This window comes from Massilia timonae CCUG 45783 (genome assembly GCF_000315425.1).
In the GTDB taxonomy this organism is placed as follows: domain Bacteria; phylum Pseudomonadota; class Gammaproteobacteria; order Burkholderiales; family Burkholderiaceae_D; genus Telluria; species Telluria timonae.
On sequence record NZ_JH992926.1, the window covers coordinates 311,598 to 324,928 of the forward strand.

The following is a 13,331-nucleotide window of genomic DNA, read 5'->3' on the forward strand; positions in this document are numbered from 1 at the left end:
CATTGGGATCGTGTAAACTTTGACGCCCAAAACTGTGGACGCCCTGTCATGCTCAACTTCAAAGGAATGCGTTTCCCGGTCGATGTCATCGTGGTCTGCATCCGATGGTATGTGGCCTAGCCGCTGAGCTACCGGCACCTTGAAGAGATGATGGAAGAGCGCGGCGTGTCGGTTGACCATTCGTCGATCAACCGGTGGGCAATCCGCTTCCTACCGCTCATCGAGAAATTGGCCCGCTATCACAAGCGCCCGGTCAGCGGCAGTTGGCGTATGGACGAGACGTACATCAAGGTCAAGGGCGTCTGGAAATATCTCTACCGCGCTGTCGACAAGCAGGGCAAGACCGTCGACTTCCTGCTCACAGCGAAGCGCGACATGGCAGCGGCCAAGCGCTTCTTCGACAAGGCCATGGGAGCGAACGGCGATCCGGACAAGGTAGCGATGGACAAGAGTGGTGCCAACAAGGCGGCAATCGATGCAATCAATGCCGGCCGCGATCTACCGATCCTGGTGCGCCAAGTCAAATACCTCAACAACATCGTCGAGCAGGACCATCGCGCCATCAAACGGGTGACCAGGCCGATGCTCAACTTTAAATCGTTCCGGTCTGCTGGCGCCGTGCTCGCCGGCATCGAGCTGATGCACATGATCCGCAAGGGCCAGTTCGCCGTCGATGCGGCGCCCATCTCATGCGCCGACCAGTTTTATGCATTGGCAGGACAGGTCCGTCCAGTGTAAGCCGCGGCTATGTTCAGCACGAGAAATCTGGGCTGCGCTGAACAACGCGACAGAACCGCGCTACCGCCACTATCTGCCATGATCTTACCCTGCGCGATGAATCTGTCTTAAGATATCGTCGTTCCGCGCCCGCTGCAAGCGCGCACTGAATCGAACGGCGGCACGATCACGGTGCCGGCAGGTGTGTAGTATCTTGTTTGATCCAGGCCCATCAGAACCCGCCTTTGGTCCACGCACTTTTGGAGATCCAGCATGTTCACAACAATCCTGCTCAACAAGAACGATGACGGCACGACCACTGCCCAGGTTACCCAGCTCGACGACGCGCAGTTACCAGCCGATGGCGATGTGACAGTTCGCGTCGACTATTCGACAATTAACTACAAGGACGGCCTGGCCATCAGAGGCAAGGCGCCTGTCGTGCGCAGCTGGCCGATGGTGCCCGGCATCGATGGGGCCGGGGAGGTCATTGCGTCGTCGCATCCGGACTGGAAGGCGGGCGACGAATTCATCCTGAACGGCTGGGGTGTCGGCGAATCGCACTGGGGTTGCCTGTCGCAGCGTGCCAAACTGAAAGGCGGGTGGCTGATCCCACGGCCGCCGGGCATGTCGGCCAGGACCGCGATGGCAATCGGGACGGCGGGCTACACCGCGATGTTGTGCGCGATGGCACTGCAAGAGCAAGGTGTCGACAAGAACAGCGGCGACATCCTAGTGACCGGCGCATCGGGCGGCGTCGGCAGCATTGCGATTGCGATCCTCGCCGGCTGGGGCTACCGCGTGGTCGCGTCCACCGGTAAGCTGGCCGAGGCCGATTACCTCAAGTCCCTCGGCGCGGTCGAGGTCATCGATCGCGCGGCACTGTCCGCTCCCGGCAAGCCGCTGCAGAAGGAACGCTGGGCCGGGGTCGTCGATTCCGTCGGCTCACACACGCTGGCCAATGCGGTCGCACAGACCCGTTATGGCGGCACCGTCACGGCATGCGGGCTGGCCCAGGGGATGGATTTCCCGGCGTCAGTTGCGCCATTCATCCTGCGCAGCGTCAAGCTGATCGGCATCGACAGCGTGATGGCACCCCTGCCGAAACGCGTGGCAGCATGGGAGCGGCTGGCGAACGAACTGGACGCCAATAAATTGGAAACGATTACGCAGGAAATCGGATTGGCGGAGGCGCTCGCCCATGCGCCGGAGCTGCTCGCCGGGAAGGTGCGTGGCCGGCTGGTGGTGAACGTTAATTCCTGAGTAAAGCACACGGGCTGCGTGGTGCGGTGCCGGTCACGTTCAGCTCGTCTTCCTCCCTGCGGAAAATAGTTCGCAAATTACCTGAAGGACAACGTTACCTGCTCTGGTACACAAACGGAGGCAAGGCCTTCAGCGCATCCTTCGTCGCCCCAGGCAAGGTCAGCTGTTTATTTTGGAGCTTCAACTGCTCCGTCGGGACGGCAAGCTCCCGTTTGCCCATGCCCAGGAACCCACCCACACCGATAATCGCAAACGAGGCCGCAGGCGTGTTACCCGCCTTGCTTGGAGAAATGATCAGGTCGTCGACCTTGCCGATCTTTTCGTTCTTGTCATTGACCACCGTCTTGCCGAACAGGTCTCGCTTGGCGTGAGGTAGCCTGAGATTTTCGGACACTCTTGTTTGGTAGAGTTGCACCGACAGGAGCCCTTTATGAAGAAATTGAAGAAGCCCCCTCTGTCAGGATAGATGTCGCGTCACTTGAATCACTTTAATCCATCCGGGGGCGGAGCAAAGACGCGCAGTGAATCAGTACCCAGCAGAACGCAAGGAAGCCATTCTTCGGCAAATGATGCCACCGGAGAACAGGCCGGTATCGGCCCTGGCGAAGGAGAGCGGCATCTCGGAACAGACACTTTATACTTGGCGACGAAATCTACAGTCTCAGGGAGTGCCGGTGCCGGGAAATGGAAAGAATGCGGTCGTGTGGTCGTCGGCCGACAAGTTTGGCGTGGTGCTGGAAACGGCACACATGAACGAGGCGGAACTGGCTCAATACTGTCGTGGCAAAGGCTTGTTCGTCGAGCAGGTTGCCGAATGGCGCGAGGCCTGTCAGCAGGCCAATGAAGCACCGGCCGAGCGCAACCGGGAGCTGCGCGAGCAAAGCAAAAGCGACCGCAAAGAAATCAAGCAGTTGAAGAAGGATTTGCAGCGCAAAGAGAAGGCACTGGCAGAGGCAGCGGCGCTGATCATTCTCAGAAAAAAAGCCCAGGCGATCTGGGGGGAGCCCGAGGACGATTGATCGGCACTCCAGATCGCCAGCAGGTGATTGCACTGGTTGAAGAAGCCGTCGACGGCGGGTGTCGGCGTGCACAGGCCTGTAGCGCCTTGGAGATCAGCCTTCGCACCTATCAGCGCTGGATGCGCGACGGTGACGGCGATAACGGCCAGGTTGACGGACGAAAAGGCAGCCGCCGCGTGGCGCCGGCCAACAAGCTGAGCGAAGACGAGCGCCAGCGAATTCTGGAGGTTGCCAACAGCCCTGAATTTGCCAGCAGTCCGCCTAGTCAGATCGTGCCGACCTTGGCTGATCGAGGCGAGTATTTGGCATCAGAATCGACTGTCTACCGGATCTTGAAAGACGAGAAGCAGCAGCATCACCGCGGCCGCGCAAAGAAGCCAAGCACAAGGGTCGTCACGAGCCACTGCGCAACCGAGCCGAACCGCTTGTGGGCGTGGGACATCACGTGGTTGCCGACCGGAGTGCGGGGCTTGTATTTTTACTGGTACATGGTACTTGACGTCTACAGCCGCAAGATCGTCGGGCACGAAGTGAATGTCGCCGAGTCGGCTGAAATGGCATCGCTGCTGATGCACAAGGCCAGCTTGGCCGAGGGACTGGCCGGGCGTGAGGTGGTGCTCCACTCGGACAATGGCAGTTCGATGAAAGGCTCCACAATGTTGGCGACGTTAGAAAAGCTGGGGATCATGCCGTCGTTCAGCAGGCCTCGTGTGAGTAACGACAATGCCTACGCCGAGTCACTGTTCCGGACCTGCAAATACCGGCCGAACTATCCGAGCAAGCCGTTTGAAAGTATCGAAAAGGCGCGGCAATGGACGCTGTCATTTGTGCAGTGGTACAACCATCAGCACAAGCACAGCGGCCTGAAATTCGTGACGCCTGCGCAGCGCCATGACGGCAGGGACGCGGCGATCCTGAACCACCGCAAGCAGATCTACGAGGCTGCGAAGCAACGCCATCCGGAGCGCTGGAGTGGGGCTACTCGGGACTGGGAATTGAACGATGAAGTCTGGCTGAATCCGGAACGGAAACCGCCAGAGCAATTAAGAAAAGCCGCATGACTTGACGCGACATCTTTGTTGACAACTACCGCCCCCACAAAAGGAGCGCGATCAGAAGTAGAATTTTCTACTTAAGACACAGAAAGCTCTACATGAAGACGTCCCGCTTTACCGACAGCCAGATCATCGCCATCCTCAAGCAAGCCGAAGCCGGCAGCCCGGTACCGGAGCTGTGCCGCGAGCATGGCATCAGCAACGCCACGTTCTACAAGTGGCGCTCGAAGTTCGGCGGCATGGACGCCTCGTTGATGGCACGGATGAAGGAGCTGGAGGAGGAGAACCGGCGCCTCAAGAAGATGTACGTCGAAGAGCGTCTCAAGGCCGAGATCGTCGCGGAGGCGCTCACAAAAAAATGGTAGCGCCATCTCAGCGGCGGGAGATGGCGCAATGGGCCGTGTTGGAGCGGTCAGCCACAGTCACGCTGGCGTGCCAGGCATTTGGCATCAGCGAGACCTGCTACCGTTACAAGGCCAAGCTGAACGCGGAAAACGTCCTCATTGCCGACTGGCTGGTGCGACTGACGAACAATCAGCGCAACTGGGGCTTCGGGCTGTGCTTCCTGTATCTGCGTAACGTTAAAGGCTTCAAATGGAACCACAAGCGCGTCTACAGGATTTACCGCGAGCTCGAGCTGAACCTGCGCATCAAGCCGCGTCATCGTCTGGTGCGCGAAAAACCGCTGCCGCTGGCGGTACCGATCGCGATCAACCAGTGCTGGTCGATGGACTTCATGCACGACCAGCTCGCCGATGGGCGCAGCATCCGTCTGTTCAACGTGATCGATGACTTCAACCGCGAAGGACTGGGCATCGAGGTCGACTTCTCACTGCCGTCCGAACGCGTGATACGCTCGCTCGACCGGATCATCGAATGGCGAGGCAAGCCACAAGCCATCCGATGCGACAACGGCCCGGAATACATCAGTGCGGTGACCTTAGCCTGGGCCGCAAAACGCGGCATACGCATTGACTTCATCCAGCCTGGGCAGCCGCAACAAAACGCCTACGTCGAGCGCTACAACAGGACGGTTCGGTACGATTGGCTGGCGTATCATCTGTTCGAGACGCTCGACGAAATACAGGAATTTGCCACTAACTGGCTGTGGACCTAAAATCACGACCGGCCCAACATGGCACTCGGCGGTATTACGCCAAAACAGAAACTGGCGCTCGCCGCTTAACCCCTACTTTTAGCGTGCTCTAAAAAAGGGGGGATTACCATCGTGATCGATGCTTGTACAATTTAGCCGCGCAACACCTCACACTGCGTAACGGTCACGTTCAGCCGAAACGACCGGTCACGTTCGCCGAAATACGCAGTCACCAGCCGATCTTGTGTTTTTCCTCGGTTTCTACATGCCGAGCGTCATCCGAGGAATGGAGGTACGTATTGGTGGTGCTGATCGATTGATGGCCAAGATTGTCCCGCACGTGGCGCAGATCGACCGCGTTGTTCGCCATGTGCGATCCTGCTGTATGGCGCAGCCAGTGCGCGGACGCACGCTCGACCCGAAGCACGTCGTTGGCATAGTCGACGCCCCGCAACCGGAGCCGTTGGCCTGTTGCGGCGAAGAGATGCTTCACAATTTCGTGGATGCCACCCCGACTCAAGGAGCGCATCTTGCCCCCAATCGGCAGGAGGAGGGGAGTCGGCTCCCCTTGTATCGGATAAAGCGGCAGTCCCAGTTCGCGGCGGTAACGGGATAGTTCCTCCATCAACTCGCCAGTGGCGGGCACGATTCTGATCTTGTCGCCTTTCCCCATCACCTCCAGCCACCAGCGCTGTTCGCCAGAACGATCGCGCCGTGTGAAGAATGCACCCATGGTTGCGCCGCTGATCTCCGAAATGCGCAGCCCACATATGTAGAAAAGCGATATGAGCCATCGAAATCGGAAGTAGTGCTCCCGCTCCCTGTTGGTCTCGCGCGGCAGCGCGTCGACCGTGTCCTTCACCGCCCGCCAGATTTCTTCGTCCAAATAGCGCGTGACGCGGGGCGGGGGCCGGCGCTTGCGCTCGCGCGACAATGCCAGCGGATTGCCTGCCAAATAGCCGGCATTGACCAGCCATGAGAACATGGAATTGAGGATGACACCCGCCTGCCGTTGGCTCGCCGGCAATAAGGGACCTGCAAATGGCTTCCAATCCGGGTGCGAACGAGGAAACTTGCGGCCTTCGCTTGTTACCCAGCGCTCGCGCGGCTGCGGATCGAGCAGGAAAGCCTGATACACGAGCCAGTCCTCATGCGTGAGCGAGGACAGGGGTTTTCCCATTTGGATGGTCGACCAGAGCAAAAGGCGCTCGGCCTCTTTGCGATAGTTGTCAAACGTCGTTTTCTTGTCAAGGAAGCGTGCAAGCGAACGACGTAGTCGCGACCATTTCACAAATCGACTGAAACCCGAAGTTTTATTCGACAATATATATGCTAATGTCGAGTAAGATTTCTGGCATTTAATAGACCTTGGTTGCATCCCAGGAGTTACGGTGAACTTAGGGCGAGAGAAGCATTAAATACCGGTACTGCACATAACTTAGGTGTGCGTCTTTCGTGCCACCATCCTACAGGGCTCCTACCAGCCTATAAATAAATCGCCCTACTAGCCTGCTACCGCAATTTTTCAAGCTAACTCGCATATGCTTCCTAAAGAACAATGACAACGCTTGGGCGCTAAATGCGCATCAATTTGTGCAATTTGCCGTGACTTATACGTATCACATGGCGAGCTTTCTTGAGTTTTCTACGGCGTTACCAAACATCATCAGTGAGTTCGCACATGGCCGGTAATTCTAGGCCGTCTTACAAGCTACCCAATGATGTCGGGTTGAACCAATGCAATACTGAGAATGCTATTCGGGGCGGCATTTTTCGACGACTTTACTCAAAGGCATCGGCAAATAGAAGACGAACACTCCGATTTTTTGACGCAATGATATCGGGTTGGTGTAGACCGGCTTGGAGTCGCTTACGCAACGATATCGGGTAGGTGCAGAAATCATCAAACCGATGCGATTGCGTATATCACCCCGATACATTTGGGTTAGAGCGCTTGGGCGCCCCGGCGTTTGAACGCACGTGGTCTTGCCCGCCACGGCGCGCATTTAACATAATATAGATTATGCGAAGTTTTCCCTGGGCAGCCTTCCGATCGACGTGCAGGCCTGATTACTCGCGCCGAGCCTGCTGTTTTCAGCAGCGTGCCAGTGCTCGTACCTAAAACTGCACACTCAGCATACCTAAATATACCGACTCAGTTTAAAGGCGTCTTTTTCAAGGCTTAGTTTATATGTTTAGGTACATTTTCCAGGCCCACTCGCCAAGTCGCTAGCTTTAGGTACAACGCCGTCTGCACTTGCTTGGCATGCCCGGGCAGATTTCCGCTGGGGAGTACTGCCCGCGCTAGACCCGAAGCCCGACCGGCCGATACCACTTTCTGCGCCTTTCGTTTGAGCTGCATGCGAAGTTCGGCCACCGGGCGCGCTCTGCGTCGAGTTGGCTGTCCAGCTAAGCACTCTGGAGTGCGCCTTCCGCAGCCTGCCTAGTCGCTCGGTCACGCTCGTCAGCAAACAGTTCACCCTTCGCCAAATAGCCAGCGAGCTCCTGGCCTTGCCTCACACGCCGAGACTCCGCAGCCTGAACTTGGCCGTCCAGTAGCTCTCGGAAGTGAATTTGTTAGACTTCGGGAAGTAAAGTTGTTAGATCCTTCTCGGCGCAACCATCACACGAATTTACTTCCCAAGGATGCTCAATAACCTGGACTGGAACTTGCGGACCGGCACACCGCCTCGACCGGCTCGAGTACGTTAATTGACGTCGCCTGACTTTCCTTTCACGCGACGGCGTTGGCCAGGCGCTGCCGGATCCTGGCGCGTTTTACGTGTGATCGTTTTCGATGGCGCGCTCATTGCTTCGAGCTGTTTACGCAGCTCCGCAACCTTTGCACGCTCAGCCGCAAGTTCACTTTCCTGCTCGGCGCGAAGGCTTGCTGACTTCTCCGCATTGCTTACAGCACGATCTCGTTCCTCGGCCAGCAGTTCGGCCCTCGTCAGAAACGATCCAAGTTCCTGGCCTTGCCGCGCGAGCCGAAACTGCGCCTCTTGGACTTGGGCCTGCATCTCCTCGACGCGCGCTGTTGCAGCCCGGCGCTCGGCGTCAAATTGCTTCTGTAGTTTAACGGCCGCTGTACGCTCCCTGTCTACCTCGATTAGCATCCGTTTTTCTAACTCGGTGTAACGATGCTCCGCTTGTACAATGCGGCCAGTAACCATGTTGATCTCCTCAGCATGGGCTTCCGCCATCGTGTCGACCTGTTCACGAACACGCTGCAGATTCGCGTACGCGTCTGTTAATTCCGAACTTGCCTTGAGTTGGTTTGCCCGGCTAGCAGAGAGTTCTTCTTGCAGCGTCCCCATCGCTGCCTCAACTGCTGCAACTTGCCCTTTGGTCTCGGATAGAGACGCCGATAATTGAGCGGCTTGGTGCTCTAACTGGACCTTCTCGGCACGCGCTGCTGCAAGCTCGACGAGCGAGCTTTGCTTTATCTCTAATACCTGGGCATTGGCAGCTTCGCGCGCCATGGTCCAAATTTCGCTGATCAGCCTGCCACCGGTTTCTTTGACCTGATCCGGCAGATCCACGTGCTGCAGGTCGACCCTTGCCCGTTTGCGAAGTTCGGACCAGAAATCCCGTAAGGCCTGAGTCGGGACAGACATGCTCCCTTTGCGGACCAGTTGATACAGTGAGTTTGCGGTCGGAGTAATGCCGTACCTGAAGAACATGGTCGTACAGGCTTCCCTATACAGGTCCGCAGTGCGTGGATATCGATGACGAAGCTCTTCAATGTCCTCCTGGATCGAATGGGTGACTTGAGAATTTCCGAGCATTTTGACCTCCGTTAGGGTTTCGTAATATTACGTAAACCGTTGAAATACTAGCGCCCTGCTCCATAGTTCTGACATTATTTGCATTATGTCGAGTGTTCTTCTATAATGTCGAATATGCTCAAGCGCTGGCTGGAGAAGCGTCGCGGGCTGCCACTCTCCGTCTAACAGCCGCGGGATCTAAAACTGCAGCCACAACATGGAGATATCGACGAAGCAAAGGCCTTTTGCTCAGCTACCGTAAGAAATTAGTCTTTGCTACACTGGCAGGCAGCAATAGCAGGCTATAGGTCGAGCTGGTCGCTTTTTCATCTTGTAAGGGGGTTCTGGTTTGCGAGTACCCGACATCGAACTGACCGAGCGAGAGACCGATCTCCTGAACCAAATCAGGTTCCGCTACACATCGCATGATGAGCTCCGTGCGTCTCTTATGCCGATGGCAGGCCTGACCGAGTCGTTATTGGAACGCGGTGCGATCCCCGAGGTGCGGCTTTTATACTTCACCGATCCCGAGCGCAATCCAGGAGGGCGCGGGAAATCCCGTCAGCAGGTTTTCGAGAATAACGGCATCTCAGGTACTGAAATCTATGCTCATGGGAATTTCCTGAAGTTTCTCGAATACTTCATTTATGGCCCTGCCCTTCCGCCGAATATCGTCGCGAAATTCACGGAGGCCATGTCGTTCTCCGGGCATTTGACCTATGGGGACATCAACGACCTGGCTCCTGCTGCACGTGCCGCTGTGCGATCAGCTCGGCTTAATCCACACGAGGCCGCGGAAGAGTTCCACAAGTTAGCGCTTGAGTGCGGCGCAATGCCGTCTGGGGCCGAGAGTATCCGGAAGTCGGTCCTCGCTGTGCGCTAAGCCCCTAGGCTCCAGCGACCCGACCTTACGACCGGACGAGTGGTCCTCGCCCGCCTGAGCACATTGTGAGTCCGCCGCAGCCAGACGATCAGCGAAATTGCGCACTACCTGCTCTTGCCGGCCCTGCCAGGCTTCCTTCTGCCACGCGTATTGGTTTCTTTCGTCCGGCTTTTGCGGCCGCGACGTCGCTGAACCTCGCCGTAAGCGATGAACCCGGCCGCGATGATGCCAAAGATAACCCCGACCAGTACCGTCAGATCCCGCATCTCGTCCGTAACAACCAGGTTCATGTGGTACTTCCCCTCAAGCGCAGTGCATTACCGATCACCGATACCGAACTCAGGCTCATGGCCAGCGCGGCGATCATCGGCGATAGTAGCTGCCCGGTGAAGGGATAAAGCAGACCTGCGGCCAGCGGAATTCCCATGGCGTTGTAAACAAAGGCGAAGGCGAGATTCTGCCTCATGTTGCGCACAGTCTCCAACGAAAGAAGTCGCGATCGCGAAATGGCACGCAAGTCGCCCTTGATGAGTGTGACGTGTGCCGAATTGATGGCGACGTCAGTACCGGTACCCATTGCAATCCCAACGTCCGCTTTCGCCAGCGCCGGGGCATCGTTAATGCCATCGCCGGCCATTGCCACTACCTTGCCCTGTTGCTGCAGCCTTTCGACCAGGGCCAGTTTATCCTGTGGCGTGACCTCTCCGTAGACCTCCGAAATCCCGAGCCTCGACGCGACCGCCTTCGCCGTGGTCACGCCATCTCCGGTCGCCATCACCACCGTCATGCCGGCATCGCGCAGCGTCGCCAGCGCTTCCGGCGTCGTCGCCTTGACTGGATCAGACACCGCGATCAGGCCGACAAGCTTTCCCTGAAGTGCCAGGTACATGACGCTTGCACCGACTTGTCGAAGCTCTTCCGCGGCCTTCTGTAGTGGCGTCCAGTCGACCTTTTCGGTGTCCATGAGCGCCGTATTGCCCAACGCAACCCGCTCGCCCTGCACTATGCCCCGTACACCGATCCCACTGGACGATTCGAAGGTTTCAGGCTTGTGCAGCGGCAGATTCCGCCTGCGTGCTTCCGCGACGATGGCGTGTGCCAGCGGGTGCTCGCTCCCCTGGTCGATACTTGCCGCGATCCGTAGAACATCGACTTCCTGGAACCCGGGGGCAGCGATCGCCCGGTCGAACGCAGGTTTCCCTTCCGTGAGCGTGCCGGTCTTGTCGACGATGAACGTATCGACCTTGCGCATCGCTTCGATCGCCGCGGCATCGCGGAACAGCACGCCCTGGGTGGCGGCGCGGCCTGTCGCGGCCATGATCGACATCGGCGTCGCCAAGCCCAATGCACACGGGCAGGCGATGATCAGGACCGCAACGGAGTTTACGAAGCCGTAGACCCAGCTGGGCTCGGGCCCGAACAGCCCCCAACCGATCAAGGTAAGCAGCGCGACGGCCACGACGACGGTGACGAAATAGCCGGCCACCACGTCGGCCAGGCGCTGCATGGGCGCCCGCGAACGTTGCGCCTGCGCGACCATCTGCACGATCTGGGACAGCATGGTCTGCGATCCCACGCGCTCGGAGCGAATGACGAGACTGCCGCTCGTGTTGATGGTTGCGCCGATGACCTTGTCGCCGGGGCGCTTCGTCACCGGTAGCGGCTCGCCAGTGAGCATGGCTTCGTCCACCGCGCTTTCGCCCTCCAGGACCACCCCGTCGACCGGCACCTTCTCGCCAGGCCTGACCCGCAGCGAATCGCCGATGTGGACGTGCGAAAGCTCGATGTCTTCCTCGGTGCCATCGGCGCGGATCCGCCTGGCCGTTTTCGGCGCAAGGCCGAGCAAGGATTTGATCGCAGCCGATGTCTGCGAGCGTGCACGCAGCTCGAGGATCTGACCGAGCAGGGTCAGCGAAACGATGACGGCGGCGGCCTCGTAGTAGACGCCGATACGGCCGTGCATCGCGAAGTTCGACGGAAACAGGCCCGGGAACACGGTCGCAACCAGGCTGTAACCATACGCCGCGGCGACCCCGATACTGATCAAGGTCCACATATTGGGGCTGCGATTCTTGAACGACTGCGCACCACGGACAAAGAAAGGCCACCCGGCCCACAGGACGACCGGCGTGCTGAGGACGAGCTCGATCCAGCTCTGGTAAGCAAGGCCTCCGCTGAAGATCCGGTGCCCTGCCATCGCCAGGATGGTGACGACGACCGTCAGCGGCAGCGTCCACCGGAAACGACGGCGGAAGTCCTCCAGTTCCGGATTCTCTTCATCCTCCAGCGACGGCAGCATCGGCTCCAGGGACATTCCGCATATCGGACAATTACCCGGGGTGGCTTGCTGGATTTCCGGATGCATCGGGCAGGTGTAGATCGTCCCTGGCGGCGCCTCGGGCATAGCCGCGGGGGCGCCTTTCTCCGTATAGCTGGTGGGATCGGCGCGAAACCTGTCCATGCACTTCACGCTGCAGAAGTGATAGAGGACGCCGTCGTGCTCGACGCGCCGATCCGGCCGGTCGGCAACGTTCATCCCGCATACGGGATCGGTATAGGGCTTATCGGACGCAGCAGTCGGATGATGTTGGGATGCACCGGCCATGCTTGCACCGGAGGCGTCGACGGCATGATGCCCGTGCGCGTGGTGGCATTCGTGGCCCTTCTGCTGGTGACCGACGTGATCATGCACTTCATGTTTCATGGCAGCTCCAGTAAAAACCATTGTCCTCGCGCGGCCCGCCTGTCGCAAGCGGTGCGCGACCTGTGATGTCTATCCGTTTTCCTTGGCGTGATTCAGGGAATACCGTGGGATCTCGACCGTAAGATCCGCCTCCGCGACAATGGCCTGGCACGACAACCGGGACAAGTGCTCCACGCCCCATGCCCGGTCGAGCATGTCTTCCTCATCCTCGCTCGCTTGGACGAGGGACGAGTATCCCTCCCTTACGATGACGTGACACGTCGTGCAGGCACCAACCTTGCCGCATGCATGCTCGATGTCGACGTCATTCTCCAGCAGCGCGTCGCAAATGCTGGTGCCGGGAGCGGCCACGATCGATGCGCCGGAAGGCGCGCACTCAGGATGCGGTAACACAGTAATTCTAGACATGTGCCAACTCCTTTCCGGCACCTGGACTGCGGTACCGGCAGAACAGACAGCGTGGTGTCACTGGCGTCTCGTCCGAATCGGAAAGGGCACTCCCTGCCTGCTTCGCACGCGCGAAGTCGCGCAGGCCTGTACTTGGCATTGCGGCCACGCGCTTGTCTGAGCTGTGGGCCTCGCGACGGGTGGATTCATACATAAAACGCCTCCGGAAAGTGGACTATTCCACTGTAAACCTTCCAATGATGGAAAGGTCAAGCGGAATTTCCGCTGAACGAAGGCGCAGGTAGCGGCATGCCTTCCAGGGTGAAGCGGCGCCGCGTGCGACGTAGGAAAACACTGCGCGTCCATTTCCGATTCTGGAAGAAGTCCGACGACCCATGCTGTGCGCTGACGCACCCTGTTTGCATATCTCGCCAATGCGG

General features: G+C 58.4%; 9 protein-coding genes and 2 pseudogenes. 5 read left to right on the forward strand and 6 right to left on the reverse strand.

Translation table 11 applies throughout. The features are described from left to right. Positions 1-48: 48 nt before the first annotated feature. Together HMPREF9710_RS24160 and acuI are read left to right on the forward strand one after the other, a co-directional pair. Positions 49-738, forward strand: a pseudogene (locus tag HMPREF9710_RS24160) (IS6 family transposase). 252 nt (positions 739-990) lie between these two features. Continuing rightward, positions 991-1,980: an acrylyl-CoA reductase (NADPH) gene (gene acuI / locus HMPREF9710_RS24165; protein ID WP_005670857.1), complete on the forward strand. Its 990-nt coding sequence runs from the start codon at positions 991-993 to the stop codon at positions 1,978-1,980. A 94-nt stretch (positions 1,981-2,074) separates the two neighbouring features. Here acuI and HMPREF9710_RS24170 read toward each other — a convergent pair whose 3' ends face one another. After that, complete coding sequence (locus HMPREF9710_RS24170) at positions 2,075-2,374, reverse strand: PRC-barrel domain-containing protein (protein WP_051205187.1); 300 nt, start codon at positions 2,372-2,374, stop codon at positions 2,075-2,077. Between the two features lie 127 nt (positions 2,375-2,501). On the opposite strand from HMPREF9710_RS24170, the gene HMPREF9710_RS24180 reads away from it, so the two are divergent. Both HMPREF9710_RS24180 and HMPREF9710_RS24190 read left to right on the forward strand, forming a co-directional pair. Beyond that, positions 2,502-4,060, forward strand: a protein-coding gene (locus HMPREF9710_RS24180; RefSeq protein WP_229409704.1) for an IS3 family transposase whose coding sequence is annotated in 2 segments (ribosomal slippage) — positions 2,502-2,964 and positions 2,964-4,060 — 1,560 coding nt in all. Because the reading frame shifts where the segments join, the coding sequence is not laid out codon by codon here. A 92-nt stretch (positions 4,061-4,152) separates the two neighbouring features. Beyond that, a pseudogene (locus HMPREF9710_RS24190) lies at positions 4,153-5,240 on the forward strand (IS3 family transposase). A 139-nt stretch (positions 5,241-5,379) separates the two neighbouring features. Here HMPREF9710_RS24190 and HMPREF9710_RS24195 read toward each other — a convergent pair. Next, positions 5,380-6,474: a tyrosine-type recombinase/integrase gene (locus tag HMPREF9710_RS24195; protein WP_229409929.1), complete on the reverse strand. Its 1,095-nt coding sequence runs from the start codon at positions 6,472-6,474 to the stop codon at positions 5,380-5,382. Positions 6,475-7,858: 1,384 nt separating this feature from the next. Further along, complete coding sequence (locus tag HMPREF9710_RS24200; RefSeq protein WP_005670865.1) at positions 7,859-8,938, reverse strand: DNA-binding protein; 1,080 nt, start codon at positions 8,936-8,938, stop codon at positions 7,859-7,861. Positions 8,939-9,266: 328 nt separating this feature from the next. On the opposite strand from HMPREF9710_RS24200, the gene HMPREF9710_RS24205 reads away from it, so the two are divergent. Then, positions 9,267-9,800, forward strand: coding sequence for a hypothetical protein (locus HMPREF9710_RS24205; protein WP_157225732.1), 534 nt, complete (start codon positions 9,267-9,269; stop codon positions 9,798-9,800). A 104-nt stretch (positions 9,801-9,904) separates the two neighbouring features. Here HMPREF9710_RS24205 and HMPREF9710_RS24210 read toward each other — a convergent pair whose 3' ends face one another. The 3 genes from HMPREF9710_RS24210 to fdx all read right to left on the reverse strand — a co-directional run bounded on the left by HMPREF9710_RS24210 (position 9,905) and on the right by fdx (position 12,912). After that, on the reverse strand, positions 9,905-10,090 hold the full coding sequence (locus HMPREF9710_RS24210) for a hypothetical protein (RefSeq protein WP_040778113.1): 186 nt from the start codon (positions 10,088-10,090) through the stop codon (positions 9,905-9,907). After that, positions 10,087-12,504: a heavy metal translocating P-type ATPase gene (locus tag HMPREF9710_RS24215; RefSeq protein WP_371855239.1), complete on the reverse strand. Its 2,418-nt coding sequence runs from the start codon at positions 12,502-12,504 to the stop codon at positions 10,087-10,089. Before HMPREF9710_RS24215 ends, HMPREF9710_RS24210 begins: the two co-directional genes overlap by 4 nt. A 69-nt stretch (positions 12,505-12,573) precedes the next feature. Continuing rightward, positions 12,574-12,912 (reverse strand): ISC system 2Fe-2S type ferredoxin, encoded by a 339-nt coding sequence (fdx, locus tag HMPREF9710_RS24225; protein ID WP_005670870.1) that lies wholly within the window; start codon positions 12,910-12,912, stop codon positions 12,574-12,576. Positions 12,913-13,331: the final 419 nt, after the last annotated feature.